21 protein-coding genes and 1 pseudogene are annotated in these 17245 nt (G+C 36.1%); 10 read left to right on the forward strand and 12 right to left on the reverse strand.

Features of this window, described 5'->3' with window-relative positions; all coding sequences use genetic code 11:
• Positions 1 to 466: 466 nt before the first annotated feature.
• The 5 genes from arsB to arsA all read right to left on the reverse strand — a co-directional run bounded on the left by arsB (position 467) and on the right by arsA (position 4438).
• Entirely contained in the window at positions 467 to 1546 is a 1080-nt protein-coding gene (gene arsB, locus ACEN3Z_RS02885; RefSeq protein WP_407089532.1) for an ACR3 family arsenite efflux transporter, read from the reverse strand.
• Between the two features lie 75 nt (positions 1547 to 1621).
• Positions 1622 to 1984 (reverse strand): arsenic metallochaperone ArsD family protein, encoded by a 363-nt coding sequence (locus ACEN3Z_RS02890; RefSeq protein WP_407089533.1) that lies wholly within the window; start codon positions 1982 to 1984, stop codon positions 1622 to 1624.
• A 47-nt stretch (positions 1985 to 2031) separates the two neighbouring features.
• Entirely contained in the window at positions 2032 to 2361 is a 330-nt protein-coding gene (gene arsD, locus ACEN3Z_RS02895; RefSeq protein WP_407089534.1) for an arsenite efflux transporter metallochaperone ArsD, read from the reverse strand.
• On the reverse strand, positions 2339 to 2680 hold the full coding sequence (locus ACEN3Z_RS02900) for an ArsR/SmtB family transcription factor (RefSeq protein WP_407089535.1): 342 nt from the start codon (positions 2678 to 2680) through the stop codon (positions 2339 to 2341). The genes arsD and ACEN3Z_RS02900 overlap by 23 nt, the downstream gene beginning before the upstream one ends.
• An 18-nt stretch (positions 2681 to 2698) precedes the next feature.
• Positions 2699 to 4438: an arsenical pump-driving ATPase gene (gene arsA / locus ACEN3Z_RS02905; RefSeq protein ID WP_407089537.1), complete on the reverse strand. Its 1740-nt coding sequence runs from the start codon at positions 4436 to 4438 to the stop codon at positions 2699 to 2701.
• Positions 4439 to 4824: 386 nt separating this feature from the next.
• Between arsA and ACEN3Z_RS02910 the strand changes: the two genes are divergently transcribed.
• The 3 genes from ACEN3Z_RS02910 (at position 4825) to ACEN3Z_RS02920 (ending at position 6184) form a co-directional block, all read left to right on the forward strand.
• Positions 4825 to 5403: a rhodanese-like domain-containing protein gene (locus tag ACEN3Z_RS02910; protein ID WP_407089538.1), complete on the forward strand. Its 579-nt coding sequence runs from the start codon at positions 4825 to 4827 to the stop codon at positions 5401 to 5403.
• Positions 5404 to 5718: 315 nt separating this feature from the next.
• Positions 5719 to 5973 carry a hypothetical protein gene (locus tag ACEN3Z_RS02915; protein WP_407089539.1) on the forward strand — a complete coding sequence of 85 codons (255 nt, stop codon included), beginning with the start codon at positions 5719 to 5721 and terminating at the stop codon, positions 5971 to 5973.
• Positions 5974 to 6061: 88 nt separating this feature from the next.
• Positions 6062 to 6184, forward strand: a complete 123-nt coding sequence (locus tag ACEN3Z_RS02920) for a hypothetical protein (RefSeq protein WP_407089555.1) — start codon at positions 6062 to 6064, stop codon at positions 6182 to 6184.
• Between the two features lie 10 nt (positions 6185 to 6194).
• Here the strand turns inward: ACEN3Z_RS02920 and ACEN3Z_RS02925 are convergent, their stop codons facing one another.
• Entirely contained in the window at positions 6195 to 6938 is a 744-nt protein-coding gene (locus tag ACEN3Z_RS02925) for a cyclase family protein (RefSeq protein WP_407089540.1), read from the reverse strand.
• A gap of 105 nt (positions 6939 to 7043) precedes the next feature.
• Here ACEN3Z_RS02925 and ACEN3Z_RS02930 point away from each other — a divergent pair, with 105 nt between their 5' ends.
• Positions 7044 to 7355, forward strand: a complete 312-nt coding sequence (locus tag ACEN3Z_RS02930; protein ID WP_407089541.1) for a hypothetical protein — start codon at positions 7044 to 7046, stop codon at positions 7353 to 7355.
• 107 nt (positions 7356 to 7462) lie between these two features.
• On the opposite strand, the gene ACEN3Z_RS02935 is transcribed toward ACEN3Z_RS02930, so the two are convergent.
• The gene (locus tag ACEN3Z_RS02935; RefSeq protein WP_407089542.1) at positions 7463 to 7903 is read right to left on the reverse strand and encodes a YtoQ family protein; all 441 of its coding nucleotides are present in this window, start codon (positions 7901 to 7903) and stop codon (positions 7463 to 7465) included.
• Between the two features lie 218 nt (positions 7904 to 8121).
• Here ACEN3Z_RS02935 and ACEN3Z_RS02940 point away from each other — a divergent pair, with 218 nt between their 5' ends.
• On the forward strand, positions 8122 to 8577 hold the full coding sequence (locus ACEN3Z_RS02940; RefSeq protein ID WP_407089543.1) for an IclR family transcriptional regulator C-terminal domain-containing protein: 456 nt from the start codon (positions 8122 to 8124) through the stop codon (positions 8575 to 8577).
• A 293-nt stretch (positions 8578 to 8870) separates the two neighbouring features.
• A complete protein-coding gene (locus tag ACEN3Z_RS02945; protein WP_407089544.1) occupies positions 8871 to 10202 on the forward strand; it encodes a hypothetical protein in 1332 nt (443 codons plus the stop codon).
• Between the two features lie 35 nt (positions 10203 to 10237).
• Here ACEN3Z_RS02945 and ACEN3Z_RS02950 read toward each other — a convergent pair whose 3' ends face one another.
• The 4 genes and pseudogenes from ACEN3Z_RS02950 to ACEN3Z_RS02965 all read right to left on the reverse strand — a co-directional run bounded on the left by ACEN3Z_RS02950 (position 10238) and on the right by ACEN3Z_RS02965 (position 12811).
• Positions 10238 to 11695 carry a hypothetical protein gene (locus tag ACEN3Z_RS02950; RefSeq protein ID WP_407089545.1) on the reverse strand — a complete coding sequence of 486 codons (1458 nt, stop codon included), beginning with the start codon at positions 11693 to 11695 and terminating at the stop codon, positions 10238 to 10240.
• A 51-nt stretch (positions 11696 to 11746) separates the two neighbouring features.
• The gene (ndk, locus tag ACEN3Z_RS02955) at positions 11747 to 12151 is read right to left on the reverse strand and encodes a nucleoside-diphosphate kinase (protein WP_407089546.1); all 405 of its coding nucleotides are present in this window, start codon (positions 12149 to 12151) and stop codon (positions 11747 to 11749) included.
• Positions 12152 to 12229: 78 nt separating this feature from the next.
• Positions 12230 to 12382 (reverse strand): annotated as a pseudogene (locus tag ACEN3Z_RS02960) (rhodanese-like domain-containing protein); the annotation flags it as partial.
• A 15-nt stretch (positions 12383 to 12397) separates the two neighbouring features.
• Positions 12398 to 12811 (reverse strand): rhodanese-like domain-containing protein, encoded by a 414-nt coding sequence (locus tag ACEN3Z_RS02965; RefSeq protein WP_407089547.1) that lies wholly within the window; start codon positions 12809 to 12811, stop codon positions 12398 to 12400.
• Positions 12812 to 13055: 244 nt separating this feature from the next.
• On the opposite strand from ACEN3Z_RS02965, the gene ACEN3Z_RS02970 reads away from it, so the two are divergent.
• From ACEN3Z_RS02970 to ACEN3Z_RS02985, 4 genes are all read left to right on the forward strand, one after another.
• The gene (locus tag ACEN3Z_RS02970; RefSeq protein ID WP_407089548.1) at positions 13056 to 14867 is read left to right on the forward strand and encodes an alkaline phosphatase; all 1812 of its coding nucleotides are present in this window, start codon (positions 13056 to 13058) and stop codon (positions 14865 to 14867) included.
• A gap of 81 nt (positions 14868 to 14948) precedes the next feature.
• Positions 14949 to 15566: a hypothetical protein gene (locus ACEN3Z_RS02975; protein ID WP_138404200.1), complete on the forward strand. Its 618-nt coding sequence runs from the start codon at positions 14949 to 14951 to the stop codon at positions 15564 to 15566.
• Between the two features lie 26 nt (positions 15567 to 15592).
• Positions 15593 to 16642 (forward strand): hypothetical protein, encoded by a 1050-nt coding sequence (locus tag ACEN3Z_RS02980; protein ID WP_407089549.1) that lies wholly within the window; start codon positions 15593 to 15595, stop codon positions 16640 to 16642.
• Between the two features lie 25 nt (positions 16643 to 16667).
• Positions 16668 to 16859: a hypothetical protein gene (locus tag ACEN3Z_RS02985; RefSeq protein ID WP_407089550.1), complete on the forward strand. Its 192-nt coding sequence runs from the start codon at positions 16668 to 16670 to the stop codon at positions 16857 to 16859.
• A 130-nt stretch (positions 16860 to 16989) separates the two neighbouring features.
• On the opposite strand, the gene ACEN3Z_RS02990 is transcribed toward ACEN3Z_RS02985, so the two are convergent.
• Positions 16990 to 17175 carry a hypothetical protein gene (locus tag ACEN3Z_RS02990; protein ID WP_407089551.1) on the reverse strand — a complete coding sequence of 62 codons (186 nt, stop codon included), beginning with the start codon at positions 17173 to 17175 and terminating at the stop codon, positions 16990 to 16992.
• Positions 17176 to 17245 lie beyond the last annotated feature (70 nt).

Genomic DNA, 17245 nt, shown 5'->3' on the forward strand with positions numbered 1-17245 from the left:
AAGGAGCAGTGAGGTGACCCCCGAAAGTTAGAGTTAAAAATCTAACTTTACGGGGGTCGTTTTTGTGTCACAAAAGTATTCATATAAATATCAAAATACGTTTAATCTCAAATCGAACTACTCTTTTAGAAATTTACTCATCACCACTGCAACCTTCAGAATTGATCGTTAAGTATTGCTCCAGATTGCCAACTCTACTTATAATATTTGAACTCAAAAAAGATTTCGTCATTATAACGTATATTTTTGTTAGACGTTGTAATAGATAACCATGGGTTTGGAATCTTATTCCGCAACAAGGTCGCTTCTAAACGTTTCTACATACCCTCGTCTATACATCGCCCGATTCACTATGAAGTTGAATACAATCCCTGTGATTAGATAAAGTCTGGCATTATGCATTCAAATTTTAAGTTAATAAAACAGTTGATAAAAGGTTATATCACATAATTTCTTTTCTTTTTAATTAATATTCGTAGCCATCGAACCAATGTTTCGTTTTATTTGAAAATTTGACTAATAATAGCATAACAGGAACCTCTACTAATACTCCTACAACGGTTGCTAAAGTTGCACCAGAATTCAATCCAAATAATGCTATTGAGACAGCTACAGCAAGTTCAAAAAAGTTACTTGTTCCAACCATGGCTGCGGGTGCTGCTATTGAAAAAGGCAATTTACAAGCTTTAGCACCACCATAACCAAGGAAAAATATTGCTATATTTTGAACAATTAACGGAATAGCAATTAATAAAATATGGAATGGATTACTTAGAATTCGTTCACCTTGGAATGAAAAGATAATAACTAAAGTTAGTAGTAAACCAATCCGTGTGGTCCCATCAAATTTATTCACAAAATCTTTTTCAAAATAATCATCACCTTTTTTCTTGACCACGTATTTTCGAACAATAATTCCTAGAGCCAAAGGGATTACAATGAATACAAAAATAGAGAGTAAAAGTGTATTGATAGGGACCGAAACGTTACCAATGCCCAATAAAAGTGCCACAATTGGAGCATATAAAAAGAGAACAATGATATCATTTATAGATACTTGCAATAAGGTGTATGCTGGATCACCTTTGGTTAGTTCACTCCATACAAATACCATAGCTGTACAAGGTGCTGCCCCTAAAAGAATCGCACCAGCTATGTACTCATTGGCTAGTTCGGGACTTAAAAACGGTTTAAATACCACCAAAAAGAAAAAGGCAGAAATTGCATACATGGTAAATGGTTTAATTAGCCAGTTTACTACTGTAGTTAAGATTAATCCTTTTGGCTTTCTTGTTACATTTACAATACTGCTAAAGTCAATTTTTAACATCATTGGAAAAATCATTAACCAAATTAAAATAGCTGTTGGAATTGATACGTTATAATACTCAAATTGACTTAAAAAATTAGGTATTGCAGGAACAAATTGCCCTAGCGCTACACCAATAATCATTGATAAAGCAACCCATAAACTTAAATAACGTTCCCAAAGCCCAATCCCATTTTCTTTATTCGATACTTTTTCTTTTAAAGCTGTTTCTTTCATTATTTTCCTCCAATAATAATAGTATTTAATCTTTTAATGAGAAACAAAAGAAGATAAACTCTTACTTCTTTTCCCTTAACAACATCCAGTGGAACCACAATCGCTCTCACCAGATTGGTCTGTTACCATAAAATGTACACCAGTATATTCAGCAATTTCATCAAGAGTTGGATAAGCTCCAGCTTTCTTCACTTTGCCATTCAATACTGTGATTGGCAAAGCAGCAGAATTCTCTTTCTGTAAAATAGTACTAACGGTTTCATTACTTACAAATTGCACAGGATTGTCAGTCAAATTGTATTGATAAGCTTGATATCTATCAATAGTATTTAATGCATTGATGACAGATGTAATTAGCATTTGATTTTCATCCACTGATGAGCCACAACCTCCACTACTGCAGCACATAACGGGTTCAAATATCTCTAATTTGTTCATATTTTACATCTTCTTCTAAAATAAATTTCGCACCTCAAACATTTTTCTTATTGAATCGCTTCTTTAACCAGTTGAATACCTAAATATTCACTAATGTCTTCATTCGTTGGATAAGCACCGGTTTTAACAATCTCTCCATCTAATACAGTAATTGGAAGAGAGTCTTGTCCTTCATTTTGCATAGTGTCTATGACGTTTTGATTTCGTACAAACGAATTAGGATTGGAAGCAAGATTGTAACGGATCATCATCACATCGTCTTCTTCTTTCACTTGTTTCATCACACCCGTAATACGTAATAAATCCTCGTCTACAGAAGGACCACAAACTCCGGTACTACAGCATAGGGCAGGTTCATAAATGGCTAACTTTTTCATATTGATCTTCCTTTTCATTTATTGTTGTATGACAAATACATCTTTCAGAACTTGAGAAAACACTTTGAAGGATTTCTGTTATCTCGGTAGCTAATTCTCGATTCACCGAATAATGATGCCAAGTTCCTATTTTTTCTGTAACAATTAAATCCGAATCTCTTAATACTTTTATATGATGGGAGAGAGTTGGTTGAGTAAAATCAAAGTGTTCAAGCAAATCACAGGCACATAAAGTATCGCAGGATAGTAAATCGAGTATCTTTACTCGATTTGGATCAGATAAAGCTTTCATTTTTTCAGCAAATAATTCATAATTCATTTATATTCTCCTTTGAGATTAAACAATTGTAGCAAGAACATCCTCTTTTAACTCAATAGGACTCCAGTCGATGACCGCAAAATGCCCATTTGATAATCCATCGACACGTTGGATCCATTCTTCTTCCGATTTTGCGCGAGCTAACAATGTTTTATTCGTAGTCCCTGTTGATAATAAACTGTTATTAACCACCCACCAAGTATGTGCAATACCTGCACGGTCTAAATCTTCTTGTAAACGAATCGTTTCATAGACAGGTGTATTTTCAGGTAATGTCACCATGACCACTTCTGTTTGGTTGTGATCTTGTAAAATAGGCAGGAGTCGGGTAATCGATTCTGGTACTTCTCCAGAAGTTCGCTCCACCTCTTGGGCGTAACTTTGAGAAGATTCTAAAAGTAAAAGTGTGTGTCCCGTAGGCGCAGTATCAATAACCACCACATCTGCTTCCGTCATCGAAACAATTTCAGCAAATTTTCTGAATACTGCAATTTCTTCTGTACAAGGTGAGTTTAGATCTTCTTCTACATAAGCTAAGTCCTCTTCCGACATTGATTCACGCGCTTTAGCTAAAACTTCATTTTGGTAAAGCTCTAACTCTTTTTTCTCATCAATATGGCTAACCCCAAGAGTATCTGATTCATGCACAATATAATTTAAGTGAGCTGCAGGATCGGTCGTTGTTAAATGAACTTTTTTACCTTTTTCTACAAGGCCTTTCGCAATGCTGGCTGCGATGGTTGTTTTCCCAACGCCACCTTTACCCATTGTAAAGACGACTCGTTTGTTTGTGTTGTGTAAATCATCGATAACAGTTTGTAAGCGTGGGTATTCCTGATCCTGCACTTCTTCATGACTGATTTCAGGTTGTTCTTCACTAAGTAATAAACCGATACTTTCGATACTTGCAAGATTGTAAGGTCTTAATGGAATTTCAAAAATAGGTAAGTTTTTAAGATTTTCAGGCATTTGGTTTAATGCATCTTGTTGAATTTCATAGTATGTTTGAGAAATCGTATCTGTCGGATTTTCTAAAAGGCCATTCACAATAAGTTTCTGGTTTTCAACCCCTAATGTTCGTAATTCTTTGGACGCACGATTGGCTTCGACTAATGGTCCTTCTTGCGGGCGAGTTACGAGTAGTAAAGTTGCCATTTCAGAATTAGCAAGTGTTTCTACTGCCAAACTATAACTTTCTCTCTCTTCATCTAAACCAGATAATTGACCCATACAGCTTGTGCCAGTTGTATTTTCATCAAAGAAGTTTGTCCAAGCAGAAGGCAGTTGTAAGAGTCTCAATGTATGGCCGGTAGGTGCTGTATCAAAAATGATATAGTCGTATTGGTCAGATATATCAGGGCTTGTTAAGAATTTTGCGAACTGATCAAAAGAAGCAATTTCTGTCGTACATGAACCACTTAATTGTTCTTCCATATTTTGTACCGCAGAGTCTGGCAGAATTCCGCGATAAGGACCCACAATAGATTCTTTATATTCTTCTGCAGCACTGACTGGATCAAAGTTAGCGACGGTTAGGCCAGGATTTTCTTCAATTTCTGTTCCGTTATCATCTAATTCTCTTTCAAAAACATCTTGTAAATTACTGGCAGGGTCTGTACTCACTAATACAACTTTGAAACCTTCATTCGCTAATTGAATAGCTGTTGCGCTAGCGGCTGTTGTTTTCCCAACGCCACCTTTACCTGTATAGAATAAATACTTTGTATCAATATGCTCTTTTGGATTAAAAATTTCCATTCTGTTTTCCACTCCTTTGTTAAACGATTTGGACGAAATGATTGATTTAGTTTCTTCAATCAACTAATGGCTTATATTGATGATTGTATATGTATCGAATATATAGGTACCTATCTATGTATTCGATACAAATCAACCTATATGATGCAAGAAAACTTGCAATAATTCTCTAAATTTCATATACTTTATTCACATAGATACCTGTCAATGTATTAAATATAGATGGGTCTCTATGCTTTGTCAAGTAATCTTATCATTTTTATTTACTTCATTTTGTTGAAGGGTCATTAGGGATACTTATTGAGAGTGACACCTATTTATCCCCCTTTCATTCAACTTTATGTAAATAATAAATGAATACAAAACTATCATGAGGAGCATTACAAATGAAGAAAATATTTTACGAGGACATTAATAACCAACAACTGGTTGATGTTCGAACTCAACATGGGTACCAAGAGGGACATATTAAAAACTCTCTCAATCTTAACCCAAGTAACTTTAAAACTTATGCAATTTATTATCTCGATGTAAATCAATCCATTATTTTTATCATTGGTTCTGAGGACGAAGCTCAACTAGCAGAACTCACTGGGGTGACTGATGAATTAGGTTTTAATCAAAAGAATGGTTATCTTTTGATAGATGAAGTACCCAAAGATGGCTTACAGACAACGGAAACTATCCCTGCTGAAGATTTCCTGAATAAATCAGATGATTTTATATTACTTGACGTCAGACATCCAGACGAAATTACACGGCCAGCACCTGAAAAAAATTTGGTCAATATTCCATTTGAGGATTTAGTCAATGATTATCAATCACTGGATACGAGCAAACAAATTTTTACGCTTTGTGGATCTGGTAACCGAAGTACTGCAGCGGCTTCTTTCCTTGAATCAAAAGGATTAAATCCTAAAGTTATTGAAGGCGGAATGAAAGCCATTCAAGAAATTGGTAAATAATAAATTATAAAAAGTTTTCAAAAAAATGGCTTTGCAGATCCTTACAGGTATTGCAAAGCCATTTTCTTAGTTTATTGTCGATAAAGATTGCTGTAACAAGCATTTAGAAGGCATTTTAAATCAAGAGCAAGGTAATTGTGAGGTGACCCCCGAAAGTTAGAGTTAAAAATCTAACTTTACGGGGGTCGTTTTTGTGTCACAAAAGTATTCATATGAATTCAAATTAAAGGTTGTCGAAGAGTAACTAAATTTAGAAACAAATAAGTTAGGAACATCCACTGTAAAAAAAAGAGGCTGATAGTGCGATTTACGGACTTGAGTAAACCGGGCTATCTTATCTTAGGTTCTGATTTAGTGGGAACAGTTGAAATGCTTGGCTCGTTGGTTTCGGATCTTATCGTTGGCGACGTAGTTTGGGCAGACACATCAAACCCATTGAGCTACGTGACTTCTGCTGAATATATTGTTGTTCCAGCAAGTAGTTTAAGAAAATTAAGCGCGGATCTAACACTGGAAAAGGCTGCTTACCAAGTGCCGCCGTTGTTGCATATCAAAATATTGAGTTGTTGAAGCACGTCGAACCAGGAAAGTCAGCTCTAGTTATCGGTGCGGGTGCTCACACATAGGTTAAAATTATCTAAACTTTTGCAACCGAAAAATTCAAGCAGTTATTGATCGTGTGATACCATTTGAGGAAGTCGTTGATGGCTTGAAAGCTTTAGAAAGCGGGCAAGTCTTAGGAAAGATTATTGTGCAAATGAAATTAAAAAAAGAGGCATAAGCCTCATTTTTTAATTATTCGGAATTACCGCAAAAACTTCAGCTGGGAAACCAGGTGAGTCTTTAATATGTGGAACAGCAACAAAGATAATGCTACCGACGGCAGGGACTTGGTCAAGATTAGCTAGTAATTCTACTTGGAATTTATCTTCGGCCAACCAATAGTATTGTGCGTCTAAGAAGCCTTGTTCAGCTGCGTCGACACCACTATCCGTGTTTAGTGTCTCATGACCGATGGCAGTGACTTTACGTGTGCGACTTAAGAATTCTAAAGCCGGAATTGACCATCCTGGTGTATGCTCTACACCTTCTTTGTCTTTATTGACGAAAGCATCAAGGTCATCAAAGCGTTTATACCAACTACTTGAGAAAGCTACAAAGCTGCCTTCAGGAATTTGACCGTATGTTTCTTCAAAGTCTTTAATGTCTTCGACAGTCACTGCGTACCCTGGATCGTCTTTAACTTTGTCTTCTAGATGAATGACATAAAGAGGTAAGACACGTTCATTTTGTGGGATGTCTTGTAGTGTTCTTTTTCCTTCAGCAAAATGACTTGGCGCGTCAATATGAGTTCCATGAGAAGAACCGATAGTATACTCAAGTGAGTGCACGCGGTCTTGTTCCATTTTTGAAATTTGTTTCTCTTGAAGTGGATTAAATGTATGATAAATTGGAATTTGATCATTCACTTCATGAGTTAGGTTCACCCATTTGTAACCTTTTAAATCTTGTAGTAATTGATATAATGCATGCATTTGTTTCACTCCTGTAAATGTTATTTACCTAATTTCACTTATTAACTAAGATAAATACAACGCAAACCACTATTGTAGAGAGTTTTAAGAAGGGAGGGACTTTATATGTCCTATGTAAAAGTTGAAATATTTATACCAGCAGAAAATACAGATGATTTAATCGCTGCCTTGAATGAGGCAGAACTTTTGAAAGACGGTAATTACGATTATTGTTATTCAACCATGCCTGTAAAAGGCCACTTTAGACCACTAGATGGGGCGAATCCATTTATAGGTGAGGTTGGCGAGATTGAAGAAGTGGATGAGTTGAAAGTTGAGTTCAGGATAAAAGCAGCAGATAGAAAACTTGCCGAGGCGATTATCTTTGAGAAACATCCATATGAAACGCCGGTAGTTAACTTTATTGGGTTGGTTTAAAGGATATTAAGAATATATACGCGTTTCCTGTCCCTGAAAAATCACTAGGACACGAAAAAGCTCAACAACTTGGAACAATCTCCAAAATTGTTGAGTTTTTTATTTCATTATTTAAATACGTAATCCAATACTTCCACAGCTTGGTCCAATGTCTCGACAGTCACATTCGCTTTATTTGATAACTCTTTAAGAGCATGAATTAATTTAGTTGGACGTACGATAATCAGTGGCTTGTTGTGGTTGATGGCAGTTGTTGCGTCCATTGCTGTATTCCATTGACGATATTGGTCGCCGAACAGTGCAATAACAAGATCCGCTTTATTCATCAGTATTTGAGTGCGGAAATTATTAATATCAGAAGCAGCATCATCATGGTAGTAATTATTAGGTTGTTCACCTAAGATTTTTTCACCAATAGCATCTGAAGTATCATGGTCTGTTTGGGGAGCTACGAAGTCGATATCTAAGCCTTTTGCAGCTACTTTCTCTTTTAATTCTTCGCGCCAATTATCATGAATTTGACCCGCTAAATAAACAGTTAATTTCATATATAAAACCTCCATCTAACTCTATCATATCGAAATAAAGAAAGGGTTACTAATAATATACTCAGTTAAGCGTTTAAAATAAGTAAACGATTGCATTTGCTATGGACTAGTGATTAAAGTACAAAAATGCAATTATTTTTATAGCAATGACTGACAACAAAAGACACAGACTGCTATGATAAAGAGATTAAGTTTCTAAAAGAGAAAGAGGGATTGGGTTGTCTAAAGTTGGTAAAAAACTATATGGTACGGTTTTAATAAAAGCTGATCTAGTTGGGGTACTGTCACAATCTGGAGAACCCTTAACAATGAATGATATCTCAAATCATGCGGATATAACGTTATTAACGTCTTCCAAAATATTAAACACACGTATATTACTTGGTGATATGCGGTGTGATGAAAGGGGGGAAGCGACTTTGGCTACGTTCGATAAGGCGGTCCAAAATGAATCTTTTGCTTTTGATGAATTAACGCCACGAACACCTTATACATTACCTAATCAAGCAGATTTGAAGGGGCAAGTGGAAGATTCTGAGAAAAATGGTTATGCTATTGATGACCGCAAATCAGACGAAGATGTCTTTTGTGTAGGTGCAGCAATAGTGAATCTAATTGACCGCACTCATTATGCGTTCAGTATTAGTATTTCTTATTATCATCTGACAGATTAGTTGAAGGAAGATATGATTGATGCTGTGACGAAGACTGACACAATTATTGAGTTCCAAATAGAAACTTATGCTGATTAAATAAAGATAAAAACTGTACAAAAGTTGTACAGTTTTTTTGAGTCGTAATTTCCTATTCGGAAAGCACATGCATATGAATGGTAATTTGGACCTATATTTTATAAAATATATTCTGAAGTAATCTGTTTATTGAAGTGCAATTTATTTAAAAACAATGTTACTTTCATATTAACATAGCTAAGATATAATAAATAAAAAGTGATAGGGGATTAGATATGGTGAGTCGCAGAGAAAATATTAGTTCGATTTTATTTGGTTGCTTTTTAGTTATTTTTGGACTTGCGCTTGTCTTTTTTAGAGCTTCATTTGTTCTCCTATTGGCTGAAATTATTCAATTCATTTTAATTGTCATAGGTCTTTGGAAATTATTCTGTACCTTAGTACTCAAACGAGGAGAAGATAAGATTCTACCTAGGCTAATGGCATTAGGAAAGGCATTGTTGTATGTAATCTTCGGTTTAATTTGGGCTAATCGAGTTGAATTTACAACCGGTTGGCTAATCTTCTTTATTGGTTTGTATCAGTTTACGGTCGGTATTATTGGTTTCACTTCCTATATTTTATTAGCGCGAGATAAAGTGAGAAATATAAAGAGTCAATTATTTATTTCATTGATCCATTTTCTATTTGGCGCCACGAGTATGTTTGGTTCGGAGCGTATTACGAACACGTTATTTCGACTTGGTGTCTACTTAGTGTTTATCGGTTTTACTTATGTTAATGACGGAAGGCAATTAATTACACGGAATGAAAAAGCCAGGAAACTAAGAAATCGCATACGGATACCTTTACCAGTCTTTATTGATGCGATTATTCCGAATAACGTGTTGATTAAATTTAATGAAATGCTGGTAGGTAATGAAGATACGGTTTCGGAAAGATTTTCTAATAAACTGCCTGCTAAAGATTACGATGAAGATTCAATTGTTCATATTTTAATCCATGTAGGAAAGACCGGCTTTGATAAGATAGGACACGTGGACATCAGTTATAAAGGAAAAGTGTACTCATACGGAAATCATGATATTGAAGCTCATATCGCTGCAGGGGCAATAGGGGATGGTGTTCTCGTCGTTGCGGATGAAAAACCTTACTTAGATTTTCTAAAAACGAGAGGAACGAGTGTGTTTCGCTTTGGAATCGGTCTGACAGAAGAAGAGTTAGAAGAGTTAAAATACGAACTCGATCATATTCTAAAAGATGTGACGCCTTGGGAAGCAACGACTGAAAAACAAAAGAAAAGTTATATCGGCAAAGTACTGGAAGCGACGAAAGGGCAAGCCTTTAAATTTAAGCGCGGACGTTATAAAACTTATTTTGTTTTAGGAACCAATTGCGTGTTGCTGGCAGATGAATTACTTGGGAACAATGGAATTGATCTGATAAATGTCACAGGAATTTTAGCTCCAGGAACTTATTATGACTACTTTAATAAACTATTCCATACATATGGCTCGAATGTCATATCGAAAATGTTAGTCCATCCACAATTTCAAGAACCATTGGTTGAGGTCAAACCGGTTACAAAAATAGAAAAACGCGCTTAGAAAAGTGAGGGGTACTCCATTTCTAAGCGCATTTTTTATCTTCTAGAGTCGTCATACTCAACAAAATTCAAATAATTGGCTTTAGCGGGTTGGTCTTTATACTCACTAAAGGGCACAGATTTGTGATAGAAGAGCCTACCGTTATCGTAAAAGACAAAGCTCACTTCTTGAGCTCCTGTTGATGGATGAATTGTCAGAATGGCAAGTTGATATCGGTCACTTGGTGTGCTCCAAAATTGAGATACCGCGATAATATTCGGGTTCAATTCAACAAATTGGTTCACTGAATGATATTGATAAAAATCATAGTCAATTGGTTTAAACATCTCAGGCGAAACTTCATAGAAAATCAAAGTTGCCCCCATCGCATAAATATCATAGATAGGGTAAGAAACTTGCATGAATGGTTCTGTTCCATTCGGTCTGTAATAAGGATACGAAATAATATAATTATTACGATGATCCAGTTTAAGCTGCTCAGAAACCGTATAATCAGAGCGATCAATCATTGCTTGAAGATCAGAGGTCTTAGTTCCATCACTACCATTACCAAAGACAGCATTCTCAACAACATATCTAAAATCACCATAAGCTTCTAAAGCCTCGGGAGAGGTAATCCAATTGAATGCTTCAAACGCTTGATGAATCTCAATGACATTTTGATAACTTGATGGTTGACTTGTTGATTCAGCTGACAACTTTTGAAAACGAGTTAAGTTTACATTAAAAGTGATATCATCCATTGAATTACTTTGTGTCTCATGAAAGCTCACTAAATCATAGGAATCTTGGACGTCGTTATAATAAAAATATAGGCTGGTGCCTAATTTTAACATATTTGACTGCTCACCAATGTAGCTTTGATATTGGTACGATGCGTATCCCAGACCTTCAGTACCTTGGTGATCAACACTTCCATCACGATTAAAAGTTAGTTGATGGGAAGTATCAGGTTTAAAGGAATCAGAAACTGTGACTTTATTTGAAAGAAAGAACACTAAACTTTCCTCTGACCTTTCTAGATAATTATCGTAAGGCATAGTTACGTTTTGTAAACTAATGCTTTGAACTGCACCAGTAGATTGATAATTCCCAATAAAATCCTGATAAGGTAAGGATTCTGTACTGGCATTCGAAGCGCTATCTCCAGCAGGACTAGCATATTGTGCTAAGTATTCACGGGCATATTCCGTTAATGACATCTCTGTTGCATGGTCAATCCACCCTGGATAACCATCTTCCAAACTATAAATGATATCTCGAATTTGAGCATCACTTAAAGTCGTTCCACTGATAGCAGAGTTGAATAATGCCTCATCAAAATCATCCATATATTGTCCGCCATCTACCCAACCATTGCCAGATGATAGGGAAGAGCTTAAATAATCAACGAACTCTTGTCGTCCCATCAGGCCTTGTGCCGAGCTAGATTGAAAGCTAAATAATGAGAATGAAGACACAAGTAATAAGCTAACTTTTAAAAATTTATTCATATAATGCTCCTATTATTTGATTAGTAAATAGTCAGGTTGAACTCACAGAAACTAGCCAAAGAATCGCTTGATTTCAATTTCAGCAGCTTCAGGTGAGTCTGATCCATGAATCGTATTATAAGTTAAATCAGTCGCAAAGTCTCCGCGTATTGTTCCCGGCATAGCTTCAAAGACATTAGTTGGACCCATCAATGACCGCATACCTTGAATAGCTTCTTCACCTTCAACTATCATTGCAAATACTGGTCCAGATAACATATAAGCTTCCAGCTTAGGATAGAAATTCTGTTCTAATAAATGAGCATAATGATTCGCAATTGTCTTTGAATCAAGATTCATCAGCTTTGCTTGAAGGATCTGGTAGCCTTTTCTTTCAATTCGACTAATAATTTCACCCATTAATTGGCGCTGGATAGCGTCAGGCTTCAGCATGATGTAGGTCTGTTCTACCGTCATGTTCTCACACTCCTAAAATATTGGTACTCTCATTATACTTGAATCTTTAAATAATTGTTTTATAACTCACCAGAATCATTATATTTGTCTCTCGTCTTGGATAGCTTTCATACCACGATCGATAATGATAGGTTGAAATCCTAGTGTCTCAAGGTATGAAACAACTGCTGTTCCTCGGTTTCCAGAACCGCATAAAGTATAGATGTGTTTACTGTGATTAAGGGATTGATGAGACGTAGGTAAATCTTAAAATGGAATGGATTTTAGATTATTTTTAGGTGCGATACGTGTAATTTCGGACGGATATCTAACATCAAGAAGAGTATAATCGCCTTCAAGGTTTAAGAAAGCATTAGCAGAGATTGTATCACTTTGTCTAAGTTCCGAATTAGGGATTTCCTCAAACAAAATATAACCAGACAACTCTGTAAAGCCTAATTCTTTTGCTAATAATTGAAGGTTGTCTAAGTGTTGTGAACTGTTATCATCAGTGACAAAGACCATAGACTCATTAGTCGGATAATAGTTGATTGCGTACTTTTTAAAGTTAACTAAATTAAGATTCAGTGCCCCAACAATGTGGCCAGCTTGAAATGAATGTTGCGAACGTGTATCAACGATGTGTTGCCCATTAAGTGAGCTGTAAACTAATTTTTGCATATAATCAGCCTCCGATTATTCTAATTATAGTTAGTATATGGTATTAAAGTTAGCGAGGCCAAGGATTATTGAAATTTAAAAACAATGCATGAATACTTAATATTTCGAGGGTTAAAACTTTACATAAAATTTACTTAAACTTTACATTAAAACTGCCAAATTTACATCAAATTTACATTACATTGCTATAATAATTCTTGTAATACAATACAAATAATTTATGGAATAGGGGAATTTTGAAAAAATGAAGAAATCTCTTTTAGTATCATTATGTGCTTCTGTATTATTATCAGTCGTATCACCTACATTTGTTTCTGCAAGACAAGAAGAGGGTCAATTTGCTGATCTACCAGTTGTTACTTTAGAAGAAGGTCGCGCTTTAACTGAAGATTTATCACTAGTAAACGAAAACCAAGCCAAATACGTATTCTTATTCATCGGTGACGGAATGGGGAACATCCCTGTATCTGCGGCAGAATATTACTTAGGCCCAGATAATGGTAATGAAGGAAATGGTGTAGCGCAAGCACAACCTTTAAACTTCTCACAATTTCCAGTAATTGGTTTACAAAACCCAACGGATGCAGACCACTATGTGCCAGACTCAGCAGCAACAGCAACTTCATTCGGTAACGGTGTAAAGATTGATTCAAACGTGATTGGTTTAACTCCTGGCTTCACTGAACAAACAGAATCAGTAGCTGAAAAAGCAAAAGCTGAAGGTAAATCAATTGGTATTCTTTCAACAGTTACATTAAACCACGCAACACCAGCAGCATTCTACTCAAACGTTGAGCACCGTAATAACTATTATGAAATCGGTGAACAAATGGCTTTATCTGACTTCGATTATTTCGCTGGAGGATCTCTAGGAGGTCGTACGGGTGAAGAAGGTCAACCTGACTTATACGAGGTCATGGAAGAAAATGGCTATACTGTTGCAGATACACAAGAAGAATTTGATGCAATTACTGCAGATTCAGGTAAAGTATATGCTCCAGCAGCTGTATTATCTGAAGCAGATGGTTCTTCAATGAAATACGCAATGGACCGTGACCAAGGTGAGCAATCATTAGCAGACATGGTTTCTAAAGGGGTTGAAGTATTAGGTTCAAACGAAGAAGGATTCTTCATGATGACTGAATCTGGTAAGATTGACTGGGCAGAGCATGCGAATGATGCAACTGCTACAATTCACGAAATTATTGACTTCCAGAATGCTATCCAAGAAGCAATTAACTTCTACTATGAGCATCCAGAAGAAACGTTAATCGTTGTTACAGCTGACCACCCAACTGGTGGATTTACAATAGGTAACTCAGAGACAGGATACAACAGTTACTTCCACTTAATCGATAACCAAGCTGTATCTCAAGAAGAGTTCGATGTTATCTTTACTGAAGCATTAGAAGAAAATCCAGAAATGACTTTCGAAGATTTTGTTCCAGTACTAGAAGAAAACTTTGGTTTCATCATTGATTTAGAAGCAACTGAAGAAGTATTAACACAAGCAGAAGCAAGTGAAGCAGAAGCAGAAGAAACTGATTTAATGGCAGTATCTGCATTAGATTTAGAAGAATTACGCTATGCATTTGAGCAATCTAAATTAGAGTATGAAGACCGTAACGCTGGTCAAGCTGACGTTATCAAAGGCTACCACTCTTACTTACCAATCTCTATTGCATCAACTCGTTTAGTAGCTCGTAAAGCTGGTTTTGGATTTACAACGGTTGCCCACTCTCCAGAGCGTGTTCCAGTTTATGCAATCGGATCAGGAGCTGCAATGTTCGAAGGAAACTTTGAAAATAACGACATTGCTTACAAATTATTAGCAGCAATGGGTATGTACGAAGGTGGCGACACAGCAGTTGCACCAATCGAAGTAACTGGTAAAGCATCTGCTGATGAATCAACTGAAGAAGAGTCAACAGAAGAAACAACTGAACAGTCTGCAGAAGAAACTTCAGAAGAATCAACTGAAGAAGAGACAGCAGAAGAAACAACTGAAGAAGAAACAACTGAAGAAGAAACAACTGAAGAAGAATCAGCTGAATAATCTCTGAGGAATTCGATTAAACAAATTCTTAACGCAGCGTTATTTATTTAACGTTGCGCTTTTGAATTTTAGGAGACATTTATGAAAAGAAATTTATTATTATTTATTGGACTGTTTTTCACTTTAATTGGCCCTAAGAGTAGTGTACTGGCTCAAGTTGAGGAACTAACTTTGTCTGATGTACCTTTTGTAGGATATTATATAGCACCAGAAGATCATGCGATAGAGGGCTTATTATTCGAAGAAAATCAACTTTTAATTTATATTAAAGACCAACACGATTTAACCGACCAAGCAACTGGGCTAGAAAAGAGTCAATGGTTAGCTGACTTTCATTCTTTTCCATATCCAGAATTATCAAATTATTCTGAAAGTGTCCGTGAACGTTACTTAAGTGAAGATAATTTACCATATGATTTACAAGCAGATTATAGAGAAATTGTCTCTATGATTACACCTGAAATGTCACAATTGGACATTTTAAATTTAATCAATAACCGTATTCCGGGCATTTACTATACGGAAAAAGATGGGTATGCTTATTATACAATCGCAAGTCCGACTGTGTTTGAAGAAGAGGATGCGTGGAACATTCAACTATTCGGTGAAGAATTATTCGTACTTGAAGAAGTTGATGGAAAGTTGCAAGATCAAGATGGAATCACTTATAAGTATCTTGCTGGAATTACGCCAAATTAATTAATAATTGAAAGGATAAGAAGCCATTGAAAAAATGTTTGACGCTACTTTTAACTACTACTTTATTGCTATCACTGAATCCAGTGATGATTTTGGCAGAAGAAGATCATGACCATGATGCGACTGGAACTTTAGCAGCAGACCATCATCATGAACATGGAACGAATTATGCCAATTTCATACCAACTAATATACTAAATCCAGACGATAGCGTCTATAAAGCACCAGAAGCTACTGATGATTACGTTGGTCTTTATACTGCCCAAGCTAGAGTTGAAGATTTGGATACTGATTTAGAATTGATTTTATCAATTAGTGAAGATGGTTTATTTAACTTATCCTATTATTTTGTGAATACCCCAGAACAGCGAGGTATTAGATTTTTTGCAAACGAAGAGGGCGAAGTTGAAAGCACTGAAGCAATGTATCAAGATTTAATCATTCTTACTGGTGCTTTACGCGAGGGCGAAGGAGGTCTGGGTTCAGGCTTAATTGGTAAAACTATCTCACCGGTCGTTCTTTTAGATGAGAACGGAGAAGCAGACCGTTTATATCCCTACATGAATTTAGCTTTTGATTTGAGAGAGAATCCCCAGAACGCACGTGTATACCAAAATGTTGGCCTATACTTAGCTGATGATGTGGTTGCTGTAGATGTGAATCATTTAATCGGACTAGATAGTGAAGAGCAGATTATGACGCAGTTTTCATCGGTTGAAGAAGGGCATGAAGATGAATTCTTAGTAGAAAGCCACACATATGAATTACTTCAAGAGAGTTTTGATAATGATTTAATAGAGCATAATGATTTCAAGATGGCTTACCAATCTGAGAATGAATTTATGCAACTTGTCCTAGCCATGCATCTAAGAACTAACACAAGTTTTCCACAGGATACCGAAGTTGAATTGATTGACCCTGAAAGTGTTCAACTTAACGATGACTCGGAAGCTCAATACGCGATGTTAATTAATGACTCTGTCTTATATGTCTTCGACGGCGAAAGTTTGTTTATGACTGAAGAGGTAGAAGAAGTTGATGGTAAGTATACTGTTGAAAATTGGGTAACAAATTAATTACTCGCCTGGAGGTGAAATATAAATGGCTTTTGAAAAAGATTCTGAAAAAGAAGTGAAACGCAAAGTTTATAACGACCCGCATCACCCAGACCATCCACGTAACCGTGATAAAGATAGCTCAGATAAGCAAGAGGAAGAAAAGCTTGAAGAGTCTCGTGAACAAACCTATGGTGGCGACCCACATCATCCGGATCATCCGAGAAATCGTAAGTAAGCAAAATGCAATAGAAGAACCTAATCAGAAATGTGATTAGGTTCTTTTTTGTTGGCTAAAGACAGACTCCAATTCAATTCGTCTCAAGTAACCTCAACTCAAGCCAAACCACCATCCCATTTGTCACAAGTTACCCCAACTCAAGCCAAACCACCATCCCATTTGTCTCAAGTTGCTTCAACTCAAGCCAAACCACCATCCCATTTGTCTCAAGTTGCTTCAACTCAAGCCAAACCACCATCCCATTTGTCTCAAGTTGGATAAAGCCCATATAATTGTGTAAAAGTAAAAAACCATAATAATCTCTTTGGTACAATGTAGTTGACAGACAAACATTGAAAGGAAGATTATTATGGCTCAATTAAATATTACCTTAAATTTAGAAG

Origin of the sequence: Ruoffia sp. FAM 26254 (genome assembly GCF_045528545.1) — a bacterium.
In the GTDB taxonomy this organism is placed as follows: Bacteria; Bacillota; Bacilli; order Lactobacillales; family Aerococcaceae; genus Ruoffia; species Ruoffia halotolerans.

Excerpts from the sequence above, each read along its gene's own strand:
- arsB (WP_407089532.1), bottom strand. The coding sequence starts at position 1,546 with ATGAAAGAAACAGCTTTAAAAGAAAAAGTATCGAATAAAGAAAATGGG.
- ACEN3Z_RS02890 (WP_407089533.1), bottom strand. The coding sequence starts at position 1,984 with ATGAACAAATTAGAGATATTTGAACCCGTTATGTGCTGCAGTAGTGGA.
- arsD (WP_407089534.1), bottom strand. The coding sequence starts at position 2,361 with ATGAAAAAGTTAGCCATTTATGAACCTGCCCTATGCTGTAGTACCGGA.
- ACEN3Z_RS02900 (WP_407089535.1), bottom strand. The coding sequence starts at position 2,680 with ATGAATTATGAATTATTTGCTGAAAAAATGAAAGCTTTATCTGATCCA.
- arsA (WP_407089537.1), bottom strand. The coding sequence starts at position 4,438 with ATGGAAATTTTTAATCCAAAAGAGCATATTGATACAAAGTATTTATTC.
- ACEN3Z_RS02910 (WP_407089538.1), top strand. The coding sequence starts at position 4,825 with ATGAAGAAAATATTTTACGAGGACATTAATAACCAACAACTGGTTGAT.
- ACEN3Z_RS02925 (WP_407089540.1), bottom strand. The coding sequence starts at position 6,938 with ATGCATGCATTATATCAATTACTACAAGATTTAAAAGGTTACAAATGG.
- ACEN3Z_RS02930 (WP_407089541.1), top strand. The coding sequence starts at position 7,044 with ATGTCCTATGTAAAAGTTGAAATATTTATACCAGCAGAAAATACAGAT.
- ACEN3Z_RS02935 (WP_407089542.1), bottom strand. The coding sequence starts at position 7,903 with ATGAAATTAACTGTTTATTTAGCGGGTCAAATTCATGATAATTGGCGC.
- ACEN3Z_RS02945 (WP_407089544.1), top strand. The coding sequence starts at position 8,871 with ATGGTGAGTCGCAGAGAAAATATTAGTTCGATTTTATTTGGTTGCTTT.
- ACEN3Z_RS02950 (WP_407089545.1), bottom strand. The coding sequence starts at position 11,695 with ATGAATAAATTTTTAAAAGTTAGCTTATTACTTGTGTCTTCATTCTCA.
- ndk (WP_407089546.1), bottom strand. The coding sequence starts at position 12,151 with ATGACGGTAGAACAGACCTACATCATGCTGAAGCCTGACGCTATCCAG.
- ACEN3Z_RS02965 (WP_407089547.1), bottom strand. The coding sequence starts at position 12,811 with ATGCAAAAATTAGTTTACAGCTCACTTAATGGGCAACACATCGTTGAT.
- ACEN3Z_RS02970 (WP_407089548.1), top strand. The coding sequence starts at position 13,056 with ATGAAGAAATCTCTTTTAGTATCATTATGTGCTTCTGTATTATTATCA.
- ACEN3Z_RS02975 (WP_138404200.1), top strand. The coding sequence starts at position 14,949 with ATGAAAAGAAATTTATTATTATTTATTGGACTGTTTTTCACTTTAATT.
- ACEN3Z_RS02985 (WP_407089550.1), top strand. The coding sequence starts at position 16,668 with ATGGCTTTTGAAAAAGATTCTGAAAAAGAAGTGAAACGCAAAGTTTAT.